This window comes from Gordonia aichiensis, assembly GCF_039946255.1.
In the GTDB taxonomy this organism is placed as follows: Bacteria; Actinomycetota; Actinomycetes; order Mycobacteriales; family Mycobacteriaceae; genus Gordonia; species Gordonia aichiensis_A.
Window position 1 is genome coordinate 365,527 of record NZ_JBCDWL010000001.1, and the last position, 21,391, is coordinate 386,917.

Here is a 21,391-nt window from a genome sequence, read left to right on the forward strand (position 1 = left end):
CGCTGCGCAACTCCTCCACCGATAGGGCATTCACGACCTGTCTCGCGGATCATTGTCCCCCATCACGTTGTCAGAAGCCGCATCGGTGCGGGCAAGTGTGGGGTGGGCGACACCGACTCGACGGCACCGGCGGCACGCGGTGCCACCCGGCCTCGCCCGATGGCGCACTCGCCGTCAGCCCCTAAGCTGGTGCACGTGACCACCGCCGAAAGCCCCCAGTGGCGCCCCGACGAGTTCCTCGACGGATTCCAGGCTCTCACCATCGATCTGGGCACCGATCCCGACGGCGAGGGCGCGATCGACGCGACGCTCGTGCGAGCCCCCGGCGCCGGATCCGAGCCCGACCGCCACGGAGCCGTGCTGTACGTCCACGGTTTCACCGACTACTTCTTTCAAACCGAGCTGGCCGACTTCTTCACCGACGCCGGGTACGACTTCTACGCACTCGACCTGCGCAAGTGCGGCCGCTCCCTGCGCGAGGGCCAGCAGCCGCACTTCACCACCGATCTGGTGCAGTACGACCGCGAGCTGAACGCCGCCCTCGACGTCGTCGCGGCGGCGAGCCGCGACGCCGGAGCACCGACGCGGGTGCTGGTGGTGGCGCACTCGACCGGCGGACTGATCACCCCGCTGTGGATCGACCGGCTCCGCCGCACCGACCCGGCGCGGCATCGCCTGCTGACCGGACTCGTCTTGAACAGCCCGTGGCTCGACCTGCAGGGCGAGGCCCTGCTGCGCACCGACGCCGCCCGCCTGCTCGTCGCCGGAATCGGCAGGTTCGCTCCCAAACGCGTCATTCCGCGGGAGCTCTCGAGCGCCTACGGCGAGAGCCTGTCGGCGCATGCGCACGGCGAATGGGCCTACGACCTGCACCGCAAGCCGCTGACCGGCTTCCCCGTCACGTTCGGATGGATGGCGGCGGTGCGGGCCGGGCAGCTCCGGCTGCACCGCGGGCTGGAGGTCGGGGTGCCCGCGCTGGTCCTGCGGTCGGACAAGTCGCGGTTCGTCGGCGCCTACCGCCCCGAGGTCGACACGGCCGACTGCGTCCTGGACGTCCGCCAGATCGCGCAGTGGTCGGGCGTGCTCGGTTCGCGGGTCTGGGCGGTGGCCGTGCCGGACGCCCGACACGACGTCTTCCTGTCCCTGGCAACACCTCGTCGCATCGCATACGACGAGGTCCGCACGTGGATGACCACGGTGTTCGACGAGGCCCCGGCAGTGGGCGAAGGAGCGCAACAGCAGTGAGTACCCAGCAGGTCGATCTGGCGATCATCGGTTCCGGCAGCGGCAACTCGATCCCCGACGAACGCTTCGACGCGACCAGCATCGCGATCTTCGAGGAGGACGTCTACGGCGGCACCTGCCTCAACGTCGGCTGCATCCCGACCAAGATGTTCGTCTACGCCGCGGAGGTCGCCGAGACCGCGCGCACCGCGGCCCGGTACGGGGTGCACGCGCACGTCGACGACGTCGACTGGCCCGCCGTCGTCGACCGGGTCTTCGGGCGCATCGATCCCATCTCCGCGGGCGGCAAGGAGTACCGCGTCGACCGCTGCGACAACGTGACCGTCTACAGCGACCACGTCCGGTTCGCCGGGCGCGACGAGGCCGACGGCCGCTACGTGCTGGTCACCGACGCCGGCGATCGCGTGCTGGCCACTCGGGTGGTGATCGCCGCGGGCTCGCGGCCCGACATCCCGCAGGTCGTGGCCGACTCCGGAGTCCGGTACTACACCAACAGCGACGTGATGCGCCTGCCCTCGCTGCCCGAGCGGATGGCGATCCTGGGCAGCGGATACATCGCCGCCGAGTTCGCGCACGTCTTCTCCGCCCTCGGCACCCGGGTGACGATGATCGCGCGCAGCGGCCGGCTGATGAGCAAGGCCGACGACGAGGTCAGCGACCGCTTCACCGAGGTCGCCGCCCAGCAGTGGGACGTCAAGTTGAACGGCACCCTGGTCGAGGTCGCGCAGGGACCAGACGACGGGGTGCGGCTCTCGTTCGCCGACGACACCCACGTCGACGCCGACGTGCTGTTGATCGCGGTCGGCCGGCTGCCCAACGGCGACCGCCTGGGCCTGGAGACCATCGGCGTCGACCTCCTCGCCGACGGCCGGATCCCGGTCGACGAGCACGGCCGGACCCGCGCCACCGAGGTGTGGGCGCTCGGCGACGTCAGCTCGCCGTACCAGCTCAAGCACGTGGCCAACCACGAGCAGCGGATCGTCACCGAGAACCTGCTGCGCGGCTGGCACGCGGCCGACCTGGAGTCCTTCGACCACCGGTACGTGCCCGCAGCGGTGTTCACCCGCCCGCAGATCGCGGCGGTCGGACTGACCGAGGCGCAGGCCCGCGCGACGGGCCGGGACATCACGGTCAAGGTGCAGAACTACGGCGACGTCGCGTACGGCTGGGCCATGGAGGACACCACCGGCTTCTGCAAGCTGATCGCCGACCGCGACACCGGCGAGATCCTCGGCGCCCACCTGATCGGCCCGCAGGCCTCCACGGTGATCCAGCCGGTGATCCAGGCGATGAGCTTCGGCCTCACCGCCCGGGCGATGGCCCGCGGCCAGTACTGGATCCACCCGGCGATGCCCGAGGTGCTCGAGAACGCTCTGCTGGGGCTCGACCTGAAGTGAGCTCGCAGCCGCGTCCGGCCGGTCAGAAGCGCGACGAGCGCAGCGAGATCTCGGTCGCCAACGCGGCGGCGGCGTTCTCCGGGATCCAGTGGTCGACGCCGGCGAGTTCGGAGAACCGGTACTCGGAGTACACGTAGCGGCCGCTGAACTCGGCCTGCTCGCGGCCGAGCGCGGTGTCGGCGTCGCTCCACAGCATCGTGGTCGGGATCTCCACCGGCGGGCACGCCAGATTCGCGGCGATGTCGCCGCCGAAGTTGGCGCGATACCAGTTGAGCGGTCCGGTGAGGGCTCCCGGTTCCAGGATCGGCGCCAGTTCCTCGGCGCTGACTCCGGCGCGGCGCAACAGGATTCCGTCGCGCGCGCCGAGCTTGTCCTCGGCGTCGTCGGCGAGGAAGTCCTTGATGTACGCCGACCGGATGCGCTGGTCGTCGCTGACGGCCAGCGCATCGCGCATCGCGGACGGGTGCCCGGTGCTCACCGCGACGAGACCGGTGAACCGGTCGGGATGCTTGGCCGCCAGATGCCAGGCCACGATTCCGCCCCAGTCGTGCCCGACGATCATCGAGTACGAGATGTTCAGGTGCGTCAGGATGCCGATGACGTCGCCGACCAGCTTGTCGAGCCGGTAGGCGTCCACTCCGTCGGGGCGGGCGCCGGGGCTGTATCCGCGCTGATCGATGCGCAGGGTTCGCAGGCCCGCTTCGTGCACGCGCGGAATCACGTCGTCGTAGCACTGCGAGTTCACCGGGAAACCGTGGAGAAGCACGACCCAGGGTCCGCGAGCCGGGCCGCTCTCCTCGACGTCGAAGGTCAGTCCGTCATGTTCTACCGTCAGGCGCGAGGTCGTCACTCAGCCAGGATAGGACGGACGGGAGCGTGCCGGGGCCGTCCGCGATCAACCGGGCGATCCCGGGCATGTCGAGGTGCTCGGTGACCAGATCGGCCATCAGATCCAACTGCGCGGTCCGCGCCGCGGCGTGGCTCGTCGACGGATCGGGGGCGAAGCCGCGGCGTCCGACCAGTGCCGCGACCTCCCGCAGGAACTCGCGGCGGAACTCGTCGCTCTCGAGCGCGCCGTGGCAGTGGGTGCCGAAGACCGCCCCCTCGCGCGCCCCCTCCGGACCCGTCCGGTGCTCGTGCAGCCAGGGCCGCACGCCACTGCGCACCACCGTCCCGTGATGAATCTCATAGCCGCGCACCGGGATTCGACGATCCCCCGTCACCAGTGCGCCGTCGAACTCACGCAGCGTCTTGGCGGCCGCGAACTCGATGTCGACGTCGAGCAGACCGAGCCCGTCGATCGCGCCGGCGGACGATTCGACGTCGTCGACGATCCGGCGGCACAGCATCTGGAAGCCGCCGCACACACCGAGCACCGGCCGACCGGCGGCGGCACGTTCGGTCAGCGCCTCGGCCAGGCCGGCGGCGCGCAGCCACCGCAGGTCGCTGACGGTGGCCCGGGTGCCGGGCAGGACCACCAGGTCGGCGCCGCGCACGGAGGCGGGGTCGTCGACCCAGGTGACGTCGAGGTCGGGCTCGCACGCCAGCGCCTCCACATCGGTGCTGTTGGAGATCCGCGGCAGCCGGATCGCGGCCACGGTCAGTCGCGGGCGGCCGGGCGTCGGCGCGCTTCGCGGTCCCCCGACCCGCCGACCGACGGGCGCGGCGAGCGAGTCCTCGGCGTCGATCCACAGCCCCTCCGCGTACGGCACGACGCCCAGGGTCGGTCGGCCGGTGCGATCGGCGAGCATGTCCAGGCCGGGCTGGAGGATCGCCGGATCGCCGCGGAACTTGTTGATCACGTAGCCGCCGATCAGGGCTTGATCGGCGGGCTCCAGAATCGCCGTCGTCCCGAACAGGTGGGCCAGCGAGCCGCCGCGGTCGATGTCGGTGACCAGCAGCACCGGCATCTCGGCCGCGCGGGCCAGCCCCATGTTCGCGATGTCGCTCGCGCGCAAGTTGATCTCGGCGACCGATCCGGCGCCCTCGCAGATCACCACGTCGAAGTCGCGGCGCAGCGCGGCGAGCTCGTCGGCCACCACGTCGGCGAGCCCGCGGCGCCACCGCTGGTAGTCGGCGGCTCCGACCTCGCCGACGGTGCGCCCGCGGACCACCACGTGCGAGCGGCGATCGCTGCCGGGCTTGAGCAGGACCGGATTGAACCGGGTGTCCGGGAGCAGACCGCACGCCTGGGCCTGCAGCGCCTGCGCACGTCCGATCTCACCCCCGTCGAGGGTGACCGCGGAGTTGTTCGACATGTTCTGCGCCTTGAAGGGCGCCACCCGCACCCCGTCGCGCGCCAGTGCCCGGCACAGGCCCGCGACGATCAGGCTCTTTCCGGCGTCGCTGCTGGTGCCGCCGATCAGCAGTGCCCCGCCCACTCCGGTCAGTCCGCGTCGGGGAGCGTCAAGATCTCGGCACCGGTGTCGGTGACGACCAGGGTGTGCTCGAACTGCGCGGTCCAGCGCCGGTCGACGGTCACCACCGTCCAGCCGTCGTCCCACATCTCCCACGGCAGCCCGCCCAGGTTGATCATCGGCTCGATGGTGAAGACCATGCCGGGCTCGAGGACCGTGTCGACCGTGGGCTGGTCGTAGTGCAGGACCACCAGGCCGTTGTGGAAGGTCTCGCCGATGCCGTGGCCGGTGAAGTCGCGGACCACCGTGTAGCCGAACCGGTTGGCGTACGCCTCGATGACTCGGCCGACCACGTTCAGTTCGCGACCCGGCTTGACCGCCTTGATGGCGCGCTCGGTGGCGATGCGGGTGCGCTCCACCAGATCGCGCGCCTCCGGCGACACCTCGCCCGCCAGGAAGGTGGCGTTGGTGTCGCCGTGCACCCCGTCGATGTAGGCGGTCACGTCGATGTTGACGATGTCGCCGTCCTCGATCACGGTCGAGTCCGGAATGCCGTGGCAGATCACCTCGTTCAGTGATGTGCAACACGACTTCGGGAACCCCTTGTAGCCCAGCGTCGACGGGTACGCCCCGTGATCGATCATGTACTCGTGGGCGATCCGGTCGAGTTCGTCGGTGGTGACACCGGGTCGGACGGCTTTGCCCGCTTCGGCGAGCGCGTTGGCGGCGATCTTGCCCGCGACCCGCATCTTCTCGATCGTCTCGGGTGTCTGCACCCAGGGCTCGTGCCCCTCGTTCACCGTGTCTTTCCACGCGTATTCGGGGCGCGCGATGGAGTCGGGGACGGGCAGCGTCGGCGAGACGACGCCGGGGACCAGCGGGGCACGAACTGTCATGGCGCCGATTCTACGGACCGTGCCCGCGTGCACCGGCATCCGATCTGGCAGTAAGGTGTGCCTAATCGAACTCTCCGACGACCCACGACGAAGACAAGGCGGATTCAGGTGACGACTCCCTCCCGATCCGCGGTGTCGGCTGCCGTCGCCGCGATCGTGCTGACGGTCGGTCTGGTCTTGTCCGGCTGCACCACCGAGCCGATCGACACCGGCGCCGCCGCCGCGCCGACCAGCGCGCAACTGCGGTCGGGTCCGACCACCGCGTCCCTGCCCGACCCGGACGTCGTGCCCGTCGTCACCGACCTGCAGCCCGGACCGCAGGCGCAGCGGATCATCGCCATCGACCGCAACGGCACCCTCGGCGCGACCGTCTTCGCCCTGGGGCTGGGCCCGCACGTCGTCGGACGCGACCGCTCCACGACGTTCCCCTCGGCGACCTCGCTCCCCTACGTGACCGAGACCGGGCATGCGATCAACCCCGAGCGGGTGCTGGCGCAGAATCCGTCGATCGTCCTGGTGACCGATGACGCGAACCCGGCGGGCGCGGTCGATCAACTGCGCGCCGCGGGCATTCCCGTCGCAGTGTTCACCGGTCATCGCTCCATCGCGGGCACGCCGGCGCTGATCCGCGACGTCGCGCGGGCGCTGGGCGTCGCCGCGGCCGGCGAGAAGCTCGTCGCGCGCACCGAGTCGCAGATCGACGCGGCGCGGCGCCTGGTCCCGCGGCCGTCCGGCGACCCGACCATCGGCTTCCTCTACATCCGCGGCGAACACCTCATCCTGCTCGCCGGCCCCGGATCGGGCGCCGACGACCTGATCACCGCGCTCGGCGGCCGGGATGCGGGGACCGCGGCCGGGCTCACCGCCCCGTTCACTCAGGTGAGCGCCGAGTCCATGATCCGGGCCGACCCCGACGTCCTGCTGGTGATGACGCAGGGCGCCGACTCGGTCGGCGGCATGGACAAGGTGCTGGCGCTGCCCGCGGTCGCCGAGACCACCGCGGGCAGACACCGCCGGATCGTCGAGATGGACGAGACCCAGATCCTCATGTTCGGACCCGATACAGGCCTGGTGCTGAGTGCTCTTGCGAAATCGATCTACCTCTGACGCCGCGCCCGGCCTCGCCGCGCGCCTGGCCGCCGGGCTGTCGGTGTTCCGCGGCCGAGCCCTGTGGGTGATGGTCGGCACGCTGGTGCTCCTCGGCGTCGTCGTGGTGATCTCGGCCGGAACCGGCCAGGTCCACATCCCGCCCGCCGAAGTGCTCGGGTCCATCGCCCACCACTGGCATCTCGACATCGGTCCGCTGCCCTCGCACCCGCAGGGCGAGAACGCCCTGTGGGTCTCGCGGTTCCCGCGGATCGTCCTCGGGCTGCTGGTGGGACTGGCCCTGGGCACCGCGGGCTGCCTGCTGCAGGGCGTGCTCGCCAATCCCCTCGCCGAACCCGGCATCATCGGCGTCTCCTCGGGCGCCGCCGTCGGCGCGTGCCTGGTGATCGTCATCGGCGGCACCGGCTCCAACGGATGGGCGGTCGCCGGCGCCGCGGCCGTGTTCGGCCTCCTGACCACCGTGGCCGTCTACGTGCTGAGCATCCGCGACGGCGCCTCGTCGACCATCATGCTGGTGCTCACCGGCATCGCCGTGAACGCCTTCGCGCTCGGGATCATCGCCTACCTGACCTACATCGCCTCGACGGCCGCGCGCGAGCAGATCGTCTTCTGGCAGCTGGGCTCGCTGGCGGGCAACGTGTCGTGGACGCAGGTCAAGATCGTCGCGCCGCTGGCGCTGGCCGGACTGGCCGGCGGCATCGCCCTGGTCAAGAAGCTCGATCTGCTGGCGCTCGGCGAAGTCCAGGCCGCCTCGCTCGGCGTCGACGTCGAGGTGGTCCGACGGCAGGTCATCGTCCTGGTGGCGCTGCTCACCGCCGCCGGCGTCGCCTTCACCGGCATCGTGATGTTCGTGGGCCTCATCGTGCCGCACGTGATGCGCCTGCTGGTCGGCCCCAAGCACGCCTTCCTGCTGCCGGCCAGCGCCGTCGGCGGGGCCCTGGTGATCGCCGCCGCCGACCTGGGCGCGCGCACGCTCACCGGCGGGGAGCTCCCGCTCGGCATGCTCACCTCGCTGATCGGAGGCCCGGTGTTCTTCTTCCTGCTGCGGCAGCGGAATGCGGCGGGCCGATGGTGAGCGCGGTCGGCGATCGGGCGGACGCAGGCATGCTGACGGCGACGGGCGTCGGCGTCCGGATCGGCCGTCGCGAGATCCTGCACGACATCGATCTCGATGCCCGACCGGGTGAGATCCTCGCGCTGGTCGGACCGAACGGATGCGGCAAGTCGACGCTGCTGTCGGTGCTGTCGGGCATCCGCGCCCCCGCGACCGGACGGGTGCGCATCGGCGACGTCGACGTGCACCGTGTCGATTCGCGCGCCCTGGCGCGCACCCGGGCGCTGGTGACCCAGCAGAACCGCACCGACACGCCGTTCCCGGTCCGCGAGGTCGTCGAGATGGGCCGCTTCCCGTGGACCCGGACTCCGCAGGCGCTCCGCTCGGAGGAGATCATCGACGCGGCCGTCGTCGAATGCGATCTCACCGACCTCGTCGACCGACCGTTCTCCCAGTTGTCGGGGGGCCAGCAGGCACGGGTCAGCATGGCTCGCGCGCTCGCCCAGGACACCCCGGTGATCCTGCTCGACGAGCCGACCGCCGCCCTCGACATCGGCCACACCGAACAGGTCCTGTCCATCCTGCGACGCCGGGCCGCCGCGGGCGCGACCGTCGTGCTGGTGGTCCACGATCTGTCGTTGACCGCCGCCTACGCCGACCGCGTCGCGGTGATGAAGGACGGTCGGCTGCTCGCGACCGGCACCGTCGACGAGGTCATGACGGCCGACCTGCTGAGCCGGACCTACGACCATCCAGTCCTGATCTGGGACCATCCCGAGACCGGCGAGCGGATCATCACGCCGGTCCGGTGATCGGGGGCGGCGGCCCACCCTCGGCCCACCGTCGGCCTACTCGGTGCGACGACGCCCGATGTAGTCCATGAGCCCCAGCACGATGAGCAGCAAGCCGGTGAGCAGGGTCAGCCACAGTCCGTAGCCGACGCTGACATCGATGCCGGTGATCTCACCGAAGACACCGAGATCCCGGTTCCGATCCTGGACGTCGAGGATGTCCACGAGCGAGACCACGATCAGCACCACCCCGGTCACGATCGCCGTGAGCCCGGCGATCAGCGGCAGGTCCCGCAAGCTTGCGGGCATGGAGATCGCCGCCGCCGCCAGAGCCGCCGTGATGATCGCGAGGACCAGGGTGATCACCCCGTCGCGCCCGTCGCTGAGCCCCGACACCGACCGGCCCGCCGCCGTCGCCCAGGGGAGGAATGCCGCGATGAAGGCGAGGACGGCGGCCCCGACGATCCCCCACAGGAACATCGTCACCGTCTGGGTCGCCGGAGCCTCCACGTAGGAGGCTTGCCGGCCCGGTCGTCCACTCTCGGCATTCGAAGCATTCATCACAGATCACCTTTCTCGCGATATTGCCGCAAGGATGTCATATCGGATGTCACATTTGCTCGAAATCGGGCTAATGGAACGAAGGGTGTGCACAACCCGGCCCTCAGGATGCCGGGACCTGAATCGTTCGGTCGACGGCCGGCCTACGGCCGGTACCCCTCCGGGATGGCGTCGAAGAAGTCGCGGGTCACCCGCACCGAGTTCGTCGAGTCCCCGCCCAGCACGATGAGGGTGGCGAAGGCGATGTCGCCGCGGTAGCCGGCGAACCAGGCGTGCGAGCCGCCGGCGACCTCCGCCTCGCCGGTCTTGCCGTACACCTCGCCCGCGTCGGCGATCGCGGTGCCGGTGCCCTCGGTGACCACGGCCCGCATCATCGGTCGCAGCCGCTGGTAGACGTCGTCGGACAGCGACGCCGCCGGCCCGGTGACCTTCGTCTCGCGGCCCACGATCAACGACGGCGTCTGCGCGTGACCGGACTGCGCGGCCGCCGCGACCAACGCCATCCCCAGCGGGCTGGCCAAGACCTTGCCCTGGCCGAAGCCGTCTTCGCTGCGGGCCACCAGCTCCGGCTCCACCGGCACCGATCCCGATTCGACGGTCAGCCCGGGAACGTCGTAGTCCGGTCCCAGGCCCATCGCCGCGGCCGCGTGGGTGAGGTCGGTCGGTCCCATCCGGCTCGCGAGGTCGGCGAAGGTGGTGTTGCACGACTGGGCGAACGCCGTCCGCAGCGGCACCGGGCCGAGCGCGAACCCGTCGTAGTTGGGGATGGTCCGCTCCCCGATCTGGATCTCGCCGGGGCACGGCACGATCGCGTCCGGGTTCGACATGTCCTCGTGGAATGCGGCCGCCGAGGTCACCATCTTGAACGTCGAACCCGGCGGGTACAGGCCGGAGACGGCGATCAGACCGTCGCGGTCGGCGTCTGGGTTCTGGGCGACCGCCAGGATCTTGCCGGTCGACGCCTGCACCGCGACCAGCATCGCCTGCTTGGCCGCCACCGCGTTCACCGCCCGTTGGGCGGCGTCCTGGACCGTGCGCGAGAGCGTCAGCAGCACGGCTGGCGACGGGGTGCCCGCCTCGTCGGCGACGACGTCGGCGACCAGGCCGTTCGGGTTGACCACCGACACCCGCCAGCCGTTGACGCCGGTGAGTCCCTCGGCGACCTGCAGTCGCACCTGGGCCAGCACCGACGGCGCGAAGGTCGGATCGCGCGGCACCAGGACCGCCTGGTCGGCGGTCACGACGCCGGGGATGGCGAGCTGGTCGCGCAGGCGGTCGAAGTCCTCGTTCTGAAGGCGCCCGATCGGCAGCGGCCCCTCCTGCGCCGTCGACCGTTCCGCGATCGCCTGGGCGTCGAGGCCGGGGATCAGGGGGCCGAGCACGGCCACCATCCGGTGCACCGAGTCGGCGACGTCGCCCCGCGCGGCGGCGGCCGCGGCGTCGAAGGACACGGCGACCACGGTGCTGTCGACCATCACCTCCGAGCCGTCCGACTCGTTGACCGCGGCGCGCGGCGGCGCCGACTCGGACAGCGAGAGCTGTTGGTCGGCACCGAGTTTGGGGTGGATGACCGACGACTTCCAGCGGACCGACCAGCCGGTGTCGCTGCGACCCATCGCGATCGTCGCCGGATACGACCACGTGCGGCCCCGCGGCAACGTCCAGGTGTAGCTGACCGGGACCTCGGCCACGTCGCGGTCGATGCTCACCCGGCCCGGCGCCGCCTCCAGCGACGTGGCCGACAGTCCCGCCCAGGTGTCGGCGAGCTGCTTGCGCGCACGGTCGGGGTCGGTCGTCGATTCCGCCGCACCGGTGAAGTCGCGGGCGGCGAACCGGTCGAGGAAGGCCTGCGCCGCCGCCCGCGGCCCGTCGTCCTTGGTCGCGCACGAGCTGATCCCGAGGGCGAGCACGACGACGCTGAGCAGGCACAGGGCCCGACGGGTGAACGGTCCGAACGGCATCGGGCCCATCTTAGGGCAGGCCCACCGGCGATCAGTCCACCAGGACGGTCGCGAAGGTCCCGACCTGGGCGAATCCCACCTGCGAGTACGACCGGCGGGCCGCCGCGTTGAAGCTGTTGACGTACAGGCTCGAGATCCGTCCCTGCCGGGCGATGGCCGCCGCGACCGCCGCGGTGCCGACCGCGCCGAGGCCCCGACCGCGTGATTCGGGGTCGACCCAGACGCCCTGGATCTGCCCGACCTTCCGCGACATCGACCCGATCTCCGCCTTGAAGGTCACCCGGTCGCCGTCGAATCGCGCGAACACGCGCCGCGCCGAGATCAGCGCCGCCAGCCGCCTGCGGTACGAGCGGCCCTCGTCGCCTGCGCACGGGTCGATGCCCACCTCGCCGATGAACATCTCGACGGCCGCCGGGAAGTACCGGTCCAGATCCGCCATCGTCACCAGCCGCACGTTCGGATCCGGCGCGATCACCGGGTACCCGTGCAGTGCCAGGAGCGGTTGGTCGTCACGGATCTCGCGGGGCGGTCCCCACACCGTCGCGAGCCGCTCCCACAGCGGCAGGGCCAGGTCGGCGGGTCCGACGATCGACGAGCAGATCCGCGGGGTGCTCAGCGCCCGGTCGGCGAACAGGTCGAGGTCGCCCGCACTGCCGATCAGCGGCATCAGGTTGGCTCCCGAGAAGGCCAGGGAGGTCACCGGCTCGCCCGCTGTCCACAGTTCGCCGCCGAGGAACCGCGGCGACAGACCGTAGGCCTCGACCCGCGCCGACACCATGCACGAGGCGACCGGATCGAGGTCGAGGGCCCGCGCCACCGCCTCGGCGTCCTTCGCCCCGAGGGGCCGATCGCCCAAGGTCCCGAGCACCGCTCACCTCCTACGCCGTCTGCCCGCTGCGTCTGTGCCGGCTGCGTCTGTGCCGGCTGCGTCTGTGCCGGCCGGTCTCAGCCCACCGACACGACGGGGGCACCGGAACCAGTGTCCCCCGCCTCTTCGGCGATACGCAGCGCTTCGGTGATCAAGGTTTCGACGATCTGTGCCTCGGGCACGGTCTTGATGACCTCGCCCTTGACGAAGATCTGGCCCTTGCCGTTGCCCGACGCGACGCCCAGATCGGCGTCGCGGGCCTCGCCGGGCCCGTTGACGACGCAGCCCATCACCGCCACCCGCAACGGGACCTCGAGGCCTTCCAGGCCCGCGCTGACCTCGTCGGCCAGCTTGTACACGTCGACCTGCGCGCGTCCGCACGACGGGCACGAGACGATCTCCAGTTTGCGGGGGCGCAGGTTGAGCGACTGCAGGATCGCATCGCCGACCTTGATCTCCTCGGCCGGCGGCGCGGAAAGGGACACCCGGATGGTGTCGCCGATGCCCTCGCTCAGCAGTGCACCGAAGGCCACCGCCGACTTGATGGTGCCCTGAAACGCCGGACCGGCCTCGGTGACGCCCAGGTGCAGCGGATAGTCGCACTGGGCGGCCAGCTGCCGGTACGCCTCGACCATGATGACCGGGTCGTTGTGCTTGACCGAGATCTTGATGTCGCCGAAGCCGTGCTCTTCGAACAGGCTCGCCTCCCAGAGGGCCGATTCGACGAGCGCCTCCGGGGTGGCCTTGCCGTACTTCTGCATCAGGCGCTTGTCGAGGGAGCCCGCGTTGACGCCGATGCGGATCGGGATGCCGGCGTCACCGGCCGCCTTGGCGACCTCCTTGACGCGGCCGTCGAACTCCTTGATGTTGCCCGGGTTCACCCGGACCGCGGCGCAGCCGGCGTCGATGGCGGCGAAGATGTACTTCGGCTGGAAGTGGATGTCGGCGATCACCGGGATCTGCGACTTGCGCGCAATGATCGGCAGCGCATCGGCGTCCTCCTGCCGCGGGCACGCCACCCGGACGATGTCGCAGCCCGACGCGGTGAGCGCCGCGATCTGCTGCAGCGTCGCGTTCACGTCATGAGTCTTGGTGGTGCACATGGACTGCACCGAGATCGGAAAGTCGCTGCCCACCCCGACCGATCCCACATGGATCTGGCGGGTCTTCCGGCGCGGCGCGAGCACGGGGGGCGGCCCGGCGGGCATCCCGAGTCCCACAGCCAGCGGTCCGGTCGTTTCGGTCATTGACATCACTCCTCGCAGTCATCGTCAACAGTACCGGCGCGCGTTCGGACAGCGCATCTGCCGGTCGGCACACTCACCGCCGGGCGGCGGGCGGCGATTCTCAGAACACCTTGATCGGGTTGACGATGTCGGCGGTCACCGTCAACAGCATGAACCCGCCCATCACCGCCACCACCGCATAGGTGACCGGCAGCAGCTTGTAGTAGTCGATCGGCCCGGCGGCGACCCTGCCCCTCGCGCGGCGCACGGCGTTGCGGATCTTCTCGAACACGGCGATCGCCATGTGACCGCCGTCGAGCGGGAGCAGCGGCACCAGGTTGAAGGCGCCGAGGAAGAAGTTGACGCTGAGCAGCAGCCCCAGGAACATGTCCCAGTAGCCGCGCTCGACCGCCTGGCCGCCGAGCACCGACGCCCCGACGACGCTCACCGGGCTGTCGGCGGCGCGCTGGCCGCCGGTCACCGCGTGCCAGAGGCCGACCACCTTCGACGGCAGCGACAGCAGCGCCTTGAAGGTCTCGGCGAACATGTCGCCGGTGAAGCTCACCGCGCCGCCCCAGACGGTGGCGGCGTTGTACTCGTTGACGTACTTCGTGTCCAGGCCGACGCCGATCGCGCCCACCTGCGCCGACGTGGCGGTGCCGCCGGTGCCCTCGACCATCCGCTGCACCCGGGTCACCGGGACGGTCAGATCGAGGCGCTCGTCGCCCCGCTGCACGGCCAGGACGACGCTGCCGGTCGCGTGCTGCACCTTCTGCACCAGATCGGTCGGACCGGTGACCTTGTCCCCGTCGACCGCGAGGATCTGATCCCCCACCCGGACGCCGGCGGCCGCGGCGGGCGCCGGACCGGTGCACTCGACCGGCACGCCCTTCGCGTCGGTGGCGGGCGAGACGCACTCCACCGTCTTGGCGTACACCGGGTGATCGCCGATGATCGGCAGGCCCCAGCCCAGGCCGAGCACCACCACGAGCGCGAAGCCGAGGATGAAGTTCTGCAACGGTCCGGCGAACAGCACCACCAGCCGCTTCCACGTCGGCTGCGCGTACATGGCGCGGGCGCGTTCGTCGTCGGTGAGCTCCTCGTGCGGCGTCATCCCGGCGATGTCGCAGAAGCCGCCCAGCGGCAAGGCCTTGATCCCGTACTCGGTCTCCCCCCGTCGCGTGGACCACAGGGTGGGTCCGAAACCGACGAAGTACCGCCGCACCTTCATCCCGGTGGCCTGCGCCGCCCACATGTGGCCGAGCTCATGCCAGGCGATGGAGATCAGCAGGGCGAGGGCGAACAGTGCGACGCCGAGTACCAGACTCACAGACCGTCTCTCTTCCGGCAGTGGGGCGCCGGGCCCCGTCGAACGATTGGCGCTGGACGACCGGCGCTGGAACGACTAGCGCCGGGCCGCGGCGACGAACTCGGCGGCGCGCGAACGCGCCCACCGGTCGGCCGCCAGCACCTCGTCCACAGTACCCGGACGCGACGACCACTGATCGGCCTGCGCGAGCACGTCCCCGATGATCCCGACGATCCGCGGAAAGCTCACCGCCCCGTCGAAGAAGCCCTGCGCGGCGACCTCGTTGGCCGCGTTGTACACCGCGGTCAGACTGCCGCCGCCCTTACCGGCCGACCGCGCCAGCTCGATGGCCGGGAAGACGGCGTCATCGACGGGCTCGAAGGTCCAGGTCGCCGCGGTGCTCCAGTCGCACGGCGCCGACGAGCCCGGCACCCGGTCCGGCCAGCCCAGGGCGAGCGCGATCGGCAGCTTCATCGACGGCGGCGACGCCTTGGCGATGGTTGCACCGTCGACGAAGGTCACCATCGAGTGGACGATCGACTGCGGGTGCACCGTCACGTCGATGCGGTCGTAGTCGACGCCGAACAGCAGATGCGCTTCGATCACCTCGAGCGCCTTGTTCACCAGGGTCGCCGAGTTCAGGGTGATCATCGGTCCCATCGACCACGTCGGGTGCCTGCCCGCCTGTTCCGGCGTCACCCCCGCGACCTGCTCGGCGGTCCACCCGCGGAAGGGCCCGCCCGAGGCGGTGAGGACCAGCCGGTCCACCTCCTCGGCCGTGCCGCCGCGCAGGCACTGAGCGATCGCCGAATGCTCCGAATCGACCGGCACGATCTGTCCGGGAGCGGCCGCATCCAGGACCAACGCACCACCTGCGACGAGAGACTCCTTGTTGGCGAGCGCCAGCCGCGCACCCGACTCGAGGGTCGCCAGGCTGGGGCCCAGGCCGATCGAGCCGACGACGCCGTTCAGCACGACGTCGGCCTCCACCGACTCGATCAACCGCACCATCGCCTCGGCGCCGCCCAGCACCGGCGCACCGAGACGGTCGCCGAGCGCCGCCGCCGCACCGGGATCGGCGACCGCGACCTGCGCCGCCGACAACCCGGTCGCCGAGACCTGCTGCGCCAACAGATCCAGGTTCCCACCGCCCGCACCGAGGCCCACCACCCGAAACCGATCCGGGTGTTCGGCGATCACTTCAAGGGCTTGGGTACCGATGGATCCGGTCGATCCCAGAATCAACACACGCGTCGTCACACCCACCATTGTCGCGCATGGGCGTCAGGTTATGCTGTAGGCCGGACTACTACCGGTCGTCATAAGGAGTGAACGTGGCAAGCACTGAGGTCGAAACCATCGATACCGGATGGGTTCACGAACCCGCTGACGCACCGTCGGCACGGTTCGGCTGGCACGGCGTGGCCCGCAAGTCGATCGCCGCGGCATCGCTGATCACCGCACTCATCCTGCTCGGCATGCTCAAGGGCAACCACGTCGGTCACGTCGAGGACATCTACCTGATCGTCATCGCCGTCGCCCTCATCGGCTACACCGTGTACGCGATGATCCCGCGCAAGGGAGCTTGGAAGCGCTGACGCGCCGGGAAGCCTGGAAGCGCTGACGCGCTCGGCCGACCCGCCAACGCAGAAGACCCGGACGCCACGTCGTCCGGGTCTTCTCGTCTGTGCTTGTTTCTCTTCTGGGCCTACTTCTCCTCTGCCGCCAGCTGCCCGCACGCGGCGGCGATCTCCTGACCGCGGGTGTCGCGGACCGTGCACGAGACGCCGTGCTCGCGCACCCGGCGGACGAACTCAGCCTCCACCGGCTTCGGGCTGGCGTCCCACTCCGACCCCGGCGTGGGGTTCAGCGGGATCAGGTTGACGTGCACCAGCGAGCCGAGCGCCTGCCGCAGTCGACGACCGAGCAGGTCCGCACGCCACGGCTGATCGTTGACGTCGCGGATCAGCGCGTACTCGATCGACACCCGCCGCCCGGTGCTGTCCGCGTAGTAGCGAGCCGCCGACAGCACCTCGTCCACCGACCACCTGTTGTTGACCGGGACCAGCGTGTCGCGGAGTTCGTCGTCGGGGGTGTGCAACGACACCGCGAGCGTCACCGACAGTCCCTCGTCGGCGAGCCTGCGGATCGCCGGAGCCAGGCCGACCGTCGAGACCGTCACCGACCGCGCCGAGATGCCGAATCCGTCGGGTGCCGGCGAGGTGATCTTGCGGACCGCGTCGACGACGCGCTTGTAGTTCGCCAGCGGCTCCCCCATCCCCATGAAGACGATGTTCGAGAGTCTGCCGGGCGCGCCGACCTCGCCGTCGCGCAGCGCGCGCGCCGCCGCGCGCACCTGGTCGACGATCTCCGCGGTCGACAGATTGCGATCCAGTCCGCCCTGTCCGGTGGCGCAGAAGGGGCACGCCATTCCGCAGCCCGCCTGTGAGGAGATGCACAGCGTATTGCGCTCGGGATAGCGCATCAGCACCGATTCGAGCAGCGTTCCATCATGCAGGCGCCACAGTGTCTTGCGGGTGCTGTCATCGTCGCAGGAGATGTGCCGAACCGGCGTCATCAGCGTCGGGAAGAGCTTCTCGGCGACGGCGTCCCGCTTGCCCGCAGGCAGATCGGTCATCTCGTCGACGTCGGCCGTCAACCGTCCGAAATAGTGCTTGGCCAGCTGGTTCGCCCGAAACTTGGGCAATCCGAGCTCGGCGACCGCGTCGATCCGTGCCTGCGCGTCGAGGTCGGCGAAATGAGTGGGCGGCAGGCCTCGTTTGGGAGCGTCGAACACGAGCGGCAGAGAAGTCACGCCGACCATTGTGTCATGCAATCATGAGCAGATGACGACTCAAGAACCCAGTGACGACCAGAACCGCAGCACCCCGGAACCCACCGCGACGCCCGCCGGCGGCGGGACCGACGATCTGTCCGACCGCCTCGCCGACGAGCGACACAAGATCCATCAGGCGGTCGCCGACGTCTCGCGCACCCGCACTCGCGCCACCTACGTGGCGTGGGTCATCGGCGTCGTCGCACTGATCGTCCTGCTCGTCTTCATCGTCGCCAACCTCGACAACGTCGAGATCAACCTGCTGTTCGGCAAGCTCGACCTGCCGATCGGCGTCGCCGTCCTGGTCGCCGCCATCGTCGGTGCGCTCATCACCGCAGCCCTCGGCGGGGCGCGGATCCTTCAGCTCAACCGAGTGCTGAAGAAGGCGGGCAAGACCGGGAAGTGACCGATTCGCCCCCTGCGGTCGCCGCAGCCGGGATCACCGCAGCCGGGGTCACCGCAGCCGGGATCACAGCAGCCAGGTGAGCACGGCCCAGGTGATGAACGCCGACGGGAGCAGGGAGTCGAGCCGGTCCATGATGCCGCCGTGCCCGGGCAGCAGCGTGCCCATGTCCTTGATGCCGAGGTCGCGCTTGATCTGCGACTCGACCAGGTCGCCGGTCGTCGCGACCACCACGAGCAGCGGCCCGAGGACGAACCCGATCCACCAGTGCGGCGTGTCGAGCAGCCAGTAGGTGCACGCCACCGCGCCGACGGTGCCGACCAGCAGCGAGCCGGCCAGGCCCTCCCACGACTTCTTCGGGCTGATCGCAGGCGCCATCGGGTGTTTGCCGAACAGCACGCCCGCCGCGTAGCCGCCGACGTCCGAGCACACCACGACGATCACGAGCGTGAAGACCCGGAAGGCCCCCTGATCCTGGCGCACCAGATAGGCGCCGAAGGTCGCGAGCAGCGGCAGCCACGCCAGCACCAGCGTCGACACCGCCACGTCCTGCAGATAGTTCCGCGGCGCGCTGGAGAGACCCTGGGCGAACAGCTTCCAGACCATCACCACCAGGACGGTGGCCGCCATCGCCACGTAGGTGCCCGTGAGCCCGAAGGGCCACGACAGCCAGATCATCGCCTGACCGCCCACGAGCAGCGGGATCACCGGAACCGCGTAGCCGCCGTCGCGCAGCCGCTTGGTGACCTCCCAGGTGGCGATGGCGAACGCGACCGAGACCACCCCGTACCAGCCGTCCGGCGCCAGCAGCAGCACTGCGATGAGCGCCGCGCCCAGGGCGCAGCCCACACCGATCGCCGCGGGCAGATTGCGGCCGGCACGGGACGTGGATGCGGGCGCACCCGGGGCGGGGGATGTTCCGGGCGATCCCGGATTGCTCGTCATACCTCGAGCAGTTCTGCTTCTTTGTTCTTCACCAGCTCGTCCACCATCTCGGTGTACGAGTGGGTGGTCTTGTCGAGATCCTTCTCGGCGCGCACCACCTCGTCCTCGCCCGCATCGCCGTCCTTCTGGATGCGCTTGAGCTCGTCGACGGCCTTGCGCCGCACGTTGCGGATCGCGACCTTGGCGTCTTCGCCCTTGCCGCGCGCCTGCTTGCCGAGCTGCTTGCGACGCTCCTCGGTCAGCTGCGGGATCGCGACTCGGATGACGTTGCCGTCGTTGGTCGGGTTGACGCCGAGGTCGGAGTTGCGGATGGCGGTCTCGATGTCGTTCATCAACGACTGCTCGTACGGCTTGATGACGACCAGCCGCGGCTCCGGGGTGTTGATCCCCGCGACCTGGGTGATCGGGGTCGGCGCACCGTAGTAGTCGACGATGACCTTGTTGAACATCGCCGGGTTGGCGCGACCGGTGCGGATGGAGGCCATGTCGTCACGCAGGTGGGCGACGGCCTTCTCCATCTTCTCCTCGGCGTCGAGCAGAGCTTCATCGATCATGCTGGTTCTCGTTCCTCTAGTTTCGCGGTGCGGAATGTGCTCGGGGCACGGATGCCGGTGCGGCCGTCAGTCGCCGTGGTCGGTGCGGACCAGGGTGCCGATCGGCTCCCCGGCGACCGCACGGGCAATGTTGCCGCGCTCGAGCAGGTTGAACACGAGCATCGGCATGTTGTTGTCCATGCAGAGGCTGAACGCGGTCGCGTCCGCCACCTTGAGTTCGCGCTCGATCACCTCGCGGTGGCTGATGTGCTGGAACATCTCGGCGTCGGAGTTGATCCGCGGGTCGTCGGAGTAGACACCGTCGACGGCCTTGGCCATCAGGACCACCTCGGCCTTGATCTCCAAGGCGCGCTGCGCGGCGGTCGTGTCGGTGGAGAAGTACGGCATGCCCATGCCCGCACCGAAGATCACCACGCGCCCCTTCTCCAGGTGACGCACGGCGCGCAGGGGCAGGTACGGTTCGGCGACCTGTCCCATCGTGATCGCCGTCTGGACTCGGGTGGTGATCCCGCGCTTCTCCAGGAAGTCTTGCAGGGCAAGGCAGTTCATGACAGTTCCGAGCATGCCCATGTAGTCGGACCGCGCGCGGTCCAGACCCCGCTGCTGCAGTTCGGCGCCGCGGAAGAAGTTTCCGCCGCCGATCACGATTCCCATCTGGACGCCCGACGAGACGACCTCCGCGATCTGGTCTGCGACAGCGCCGACCACATCGGGATCCAATCCCACCGAGCCGCCACCGAACATCTCGCCGCCGAGCTTCAACAGAACTCGGGAGAAACCCGCCCTACCTGACGGCACGGTCGACTGCGATTCGCTCATCTCTTCCTTCAACTCGGGTATCGACACAAACTCTCTCCATCTTAGGGTGCCGGGCACCCCTTGCACGCACTCCGGCCCCGGAGTCGTCCCTTGCGGGCTGATTCCGGGGCCGGAAAGTGCTTGCCCGGATCACCGGGCGGCGGTCAGTCGACTAGGACTGGCCGACCTCGAAGCGAGTGAACGCGACGACGGCGGCGCCGGCCTCGTCCAGGATCGCCTTGACGGTCTTCTTCGAGTCGGTGACCGACGGCTGGTCGACCAGGACGACGTCCTTGTAGAAGCCGGTGACGCGGCCTTCGACGATCTTCGGCAGCGCCTGCTCCGGCTTGCCCTCGGCCTTGGCGGTCTCCTCCGCGACGTGGCGCTCCTGCGCGACGATCTCGGCGGGCACCTCTTCGCGGCTGGCGTACTTGGCCTTGAGCGCGGCGACCTGCATCGCGGCGCCGCGGGCGGCCTCGGCGGCCGCATCGCTGTCGCCGGTGTACGAGACCAGGACGCCGACGGCCGGCGGCAGGTCCGAGGCACGCTTGTGCAGGTAGACCGCGACCGGGCCATCGTAGGCGGCGACGCGGCGCAGGACCAGCTTCTCGCCGATCTTGGCCGACAGCGCCTCGACGGCGTCGGCGACGGTGCCCTCGCCCAGCTTGGCGGCCAGCAGCGCGTCGACGTCGTTCGAACGCAGCTCGATGGCCGCACCCAGGATGTCGTCGGCGAGCTTCTGGAACTCGTCGTTCTTGGCGACGAAGTCGGTCTCGCTGTTCAGCTCGATCATGACGCCGTCACGAGCGGCGACGAGGCCCTCGGCGGTCGACCGCTCGGCGCGCTTGCCGACGTCCTTGGCGCCCTTGATGCGCAGTTCCTCGACAGCCTTGTCGAAGTCGCCGTCGTTGTTCGCGAGGGCGTTCTTGCAGTCGAGCATGCCCGAACCGGTCATTTCGCGCAGACGCTTCACGTCCGCAGCGGTGTAGTTCGCCATGTGTGGCGACCCTCCTTCTTCGATTTATGATCCAGAGACAAGAGTCTCCGGCGGGGTGATCACCCCGCCGGAGAAGGGTCTTGGCC

21 protein-coding genes are annotated in these 21,391 nt (G+C 69.9%); 7 read left to right on the top strand and 14 right to left on the bottom strand.

Annotation, left to right across the window (positions count from 1 at the left end):
• Positions 1 to 159: 159 nt before the first annotated feature.
• Positions 160 to 1,245: an alpha/beta hydrolase gene (locus AAFO60_RS01705; protein ID WP_347954650.1), complete on the top strand. Its 1,086-nt coding sequence runs from the start codon at positions 160 to 162 to the stop codon at positions 1,243 to 1,245.
• Positions 1,242 to 2,642: a mycothione reductase gene (locus AAFO60_RS01710; RefSeq protein ID WP_347954411.1), complete on the top strand. Its 1,401-nt coding sequence runs from the start codon at positions 1,242 to 1,244 to the stop codon at positions 2,640 to 2,642. The genes AAFO60_RS01705 and AAFO60_RS01710 overlap by 4 nt, the downstream gene beginning before the upstream one ends.
• Before the next feature lie 22 nt (positions 2,643 to 2,664).
• Here AAFO60_RS01710 and AAFO60_RS01715 read toward each other — a convergent pair whose 3' ends face one another.
• The 3 genes from AAFO60_RS01715 to map are packed head-to-tail and all read right to left on the bottom strand — an operon-like array spanning position 2,665 to position 5,895.
• On the bottom strand, positions 2,665 to 3,492 hold the full coding sequence (locus AAFO60_RS01715) for an alpha/beta fold hydrolase (protein WP_432211682.1): 828 nt from the start codon (positions 3,490 to 3,492) through the stop codon (positions 2,665 to 2,667).
• Entirely contained in the window at positions 3,461 to 5,032 is a 1,572-nt protein-coding gene (locus AAFO60_RS01720) for a cobyric acid synthase (RefSeq protein WP_347954652.1), read from the bottom strand. Before AAFO60_RS01720 ends, AAFO60_RS01715 begins: the two co-directional genes overlap by 32 nt.
• The gene (map, locus tag AAFO60_RS01725) at positions 5,029 to 5,895 is read right to left on the bottom strand and encodes a type I methionyl aminopeptidase (protein ID WP_347954412.1); all 867 of its coding nucleotides are present in this window, start codon (positions 5,893 to 5,895) and stop codon (positions 5,029 to 5,031) included. The genes AAFO60_RS01720 and map overlap by 4 nt, the downstream gene beginning before the upstream one ends.
• 108 nt (positions 5,896 to 6,003) lie before the next feature.
• Between map and AAFO60_RS01730 the strand changes: the two genes are divergently transcribed.
• From AAFO60_RS01730 to AAFO60_RS01740, 3 genes are read left to right on the top strand one after another with little or no spacing between them, the layout of a single operon-like run.
• Complete coding sequence (locus AAFO60_RS01730; RefSeq protein WP_347954413.1) at positions 6,004 to 7,002, top strand: heme/hemin ABC transporter substrate-binding protein; 999 nt, start codon at positions 6,004 to 6,006, stop codon at positions 7,000 to 7,002.
• Positions 6,980 to 8,077, top strand: coding sequence for a FecCD family ABC transporter permease (locus AAFO60_RS01735; RefSeq protein ID WP_424327366.1), 1,098 nt, complete (start codon positions 6,980 to 6,982; stop codon positions 8,075 to 8,077). Before AAFO60_RS01730 ends, AAFO60_RS01735 begins: the two co-directional genes overlap by 23 nt.
• Before the next feature lie 29 nt (positions 8,078 to 8,106).
• Positions 8,107 to 8,868: a heme ABC transporter ATP-binding protein gene (locus AAFO60_RS01740; RefSeq protein WP_347954414.1), complete on the top strand. Its 762-nt coding sequence runs from the start codon at positions 8,107 to 8,109 to the stop codon at positions 8,866 to 8,868.
• Between the two features lie 36 nt (positions 8,869 to 8,904).
• Here the strand turns inward: AAFO60_RS01740 and AAFO60_RS01745 are convergent, their stop codons facing one another.
• From AAFO60_RS01745 to dxr, 6 genes are all read right to left on the bottom strand, one after another.
• Positions 8,905 to 9,408, bottom strand: coding sequence for a hypothetical protein (locus tag AAFO60_RS01745; RefSeq protein WP_347954415.1), 504 nt, complete (start codon positions 9,406 to 9,408; stop codon positions 8,905 to 8,907).
• Between the two features lie 143 nt (positions 9,409 to 9,551).
• Complete coding sequence (locus AAFO60_RS01750) at positions 9,552 to 11,369, bottom strand: penicillin-binding transpeptidase domain-containing protein (protein WP_347954416.1); 1,818 nt, start codon at positions 11,367 to 11,369, stop codon at positions 9,552 to 9,554.
• 31 nt (positions 11,370 to 11,400) lie between these two features.
• Complete coding sequence (locus AAFO60_RS01755; RefSeq protein ID WP_347954417.1) at positions 11,401 to 12,237, bottom strand: GNAT family N-acetyltransferase; 837 nt, start codon at positions 12,235 to 12,237, stop codon at positions 11,401 to 11,403.
• Positions 12,238 to 12,314: 77 nt separating this feature from the next.
• Positions 12,315 to 13,484 (bottom strand): flavodoxin-dependent (E)-4-hydroxy-3-methylbut-2-enyl-diphosphate synthase, encoded by a 1,170-nt coding sequence (gene ispG, locus AAFO60_RS01760; protein ID WP_347954418.1) that lies wholly within the window; start codon positions 13,482 to 13,484, stop codon positions 12,315 to 12,317.
• Between the two features lie 100 nt (positions 13,485 to 13,584).
• Positions 13,585 to 14,793, bottom strand: coding sequence for a M50 family metallopeptidase (locus AAFO60_RS01765; protein ID WP_347954419.1), 1,209 nt, complete (start codon positions 14,791 to 14,793; stop codon positions 13,585 to 13,587).
• Positions 14,794 to 14,868: 75 nt separating this feature from the next.
• Complete coding sequence (dxr, locus tag AAFO60_RS01770; protein ID WP_347954420.1) at positions 14,869 to 16,041, bottom strand: 1-deoxy-D-xylulose-5-phosphate reductoisomerase; 1,173 nt, start codon at positions 16,039 to 16,041, stop codon at positions 14,869 to 14,871.
• 65 nt (positions 16,042 to 16,106) lie between these two features.
• On the opposite strand from dxr, the gene AAFO60_RS01775 reads away from it, so the two are divergent.
• Entirely contained in the window at positions 16,107 to 16,370 is a 264-nt protein-coding gene (locus AAFO60_RS01775; RefSeq protein ID WP_347954421.1) for a DUF2631 domain-containing protein, read from the top strand.
• A gap of 110 nt (positions 16,371 to 16,480) precedes the next feature.
• Here the strand turns inward: AAFO60_RS01775 and rlmN are convergent, their stop codons facing one another.
• Entirely contained in the window at positions 16,481 to 17,587 is a 1,107-nt protein-coding gene (rlmN, locus tag AAFO60_RS01780; protein WP_347954422.1) for a 23S rRNA (adenine(2503)-C(2))-methyltransferase RlmN, read from the bottom strand.
• 31 nt (positions 17,588 to 17,618) lie between these two features.
• Between rlmN and AAFO60_RS01785 the strand changes: the two genes are divergently transcribed.
• Positions 17,619 to 18,014 carry a LapA family protein gene (locus AAFO60_RS01785; protein ID WP_347954423.1) on the top strand — a complete coding sequence of 132 codons (396 nt, stop codon included), beginning with the start codon at positions 17,619 to 17,621 and terminating at the stop codon, positions 18,012 to 18,014.
• A gap of 63 nt (positions 18,015 to 18,077) precedes the next feature.
• Here AAFO60_RS01785 and AAFO60_RS01790 read toward each other — a convergent pair whose 3' ends face one another.
• From AAFO60_RS01790 to tsf, 4 genes are all read right to left on the bottom strand, one after another.
• On the bottom strand, positions 18,078 to 18,956 hold the full coding sequence (locus AAFO60_RS01790) for a phosphatidate cytidylyltransferase (protein WP_347954424.1): 879 nt from the start codon (positions 18,954 to 18,956) through the stop codon (positions 18,078 to 18,080).
• A complete protein-coding gene (frr, locus tag AAFO60_RS01795; RefSeq protein WP_347954425.1) occupies positions 18,953 to 19,510 on the bottom strand; it encodes a ribosome recycling factor in 558 nt (185 codons plus the stop codon). Before frr ends, AAFO60_RS01790 begins: the two co-directional genes overlap by 4 nt.
• Before the next feature lie 66 nt (positions 19,511 to 19,576).
• Positions 19,577 to 20,329: a UMP kinase gene (gene pyrH, locus AAFO60_RS01800; protein ID WP_347954426.1), complete on the bottom strand. Its 753-nt coding sequence runs from the start codon at positions 20,327 to 20,329 to the stop codon at positions 19,577 to 19,579.
• 151 nt (positions 20,330 to 20,480) lie between these two features.
• On the bottom strand, positions 20,481 to 21,305 hold the full coding sequence (tsf, locus tag AAFO60_RS01805) for a translation elongation factor Ts (protein WP_347954427.1): 825 nt from the start codon (positions 21,303 to 21,305) through the stop codon (positions 20,481 to 20,483).
• Positions 21,306 to 21,391: the final 86 nt, after the last annotated feature.

Bases quoted from the DNA above. Each gene is read 5' to 3' on its own strand.
- AAFO60_RS01705 (WP_347954650.1), top strand. From the start codon at position 160: ATGGCGCACTCGCCGTCAGCCCCTAAGCTGGTGCACGTGACCACCGCC.
- map (WP_347954412.1), bottom strand. From the start codon at position 5,895: ATGACAGTTCGTGCCCCGCTGGTCCCCGGCGTCGTCTCGCCGACGCTG.
- AAFO60_RS01740 (WP_347954414.1), top strand. From the start codon at position 8,107: ATGCTGACGGCGACGGGCGTCGGCGTCCGGATCGGCCGTCGCGAGATC.
- AAFO60_RS01745 (WP_347954415.1), bottom strand. From the start codon at position 9,408: ATGAATGCTTCGAATGCCGAGAGTGGACGACCGGGCCGGCAAGCCTCC.
- AAFO60_RS01750 (WP_347954416.1), bottom strand. From the start codon at position 11,369: ATGCCGTTCGGACCGTTCACCCGTCGGGCCCTGTGCCTGCTCAGCGTC.
- ispG (WP_347954418.1), bottom strand. From the start codon at position 13,484: ATGACCGAAACGACCGGACCGCTGGCTGTGGGACTCGGGATGCCCGCC.
- dxr (WP_347954420.1), bottom strand. From the start codon at position 16,041: ATGGTGGGTGTGACGACGCGTGTGTTGATTCTGGGATCGACCGGATCC.
- AAFO60_RS01785 (WP_347954423.1), top strand. From the start codon at position 17,619: ATGACGACTCAAGAACCCAGTGACGACCAGAACCGCAGCACCCCGGAA.
- AAFO60_RS01790 (WP_347954424.1), bottom strand. From the start codon at position 18,956: ATGACGAGCAATCCGGGATCGCCCGGAACATCCCCCGCCCCGGGTGCG.
- frr (WP_347954425.1), bottom strand. From the start codon at position 19,510: ATGATCGATGAAGCTCTGCTCGACGCCGAGGAGAAGATGGAGAAGGCC.
- pyrH (WP_347954426.1), bottom strand. From the start codon at position 20,329: ATGAGCGAATCGCAGTCGACCGTGCCGTCAGGTAGGGCGGGTTTCTCC.
- tsf (WP_347954427.1), bottom strand. From the start codon at position 21,305: ATGGCGAACTACACCGCTGCGGACGTGAAGCGTCTGCGCGAAATGACC.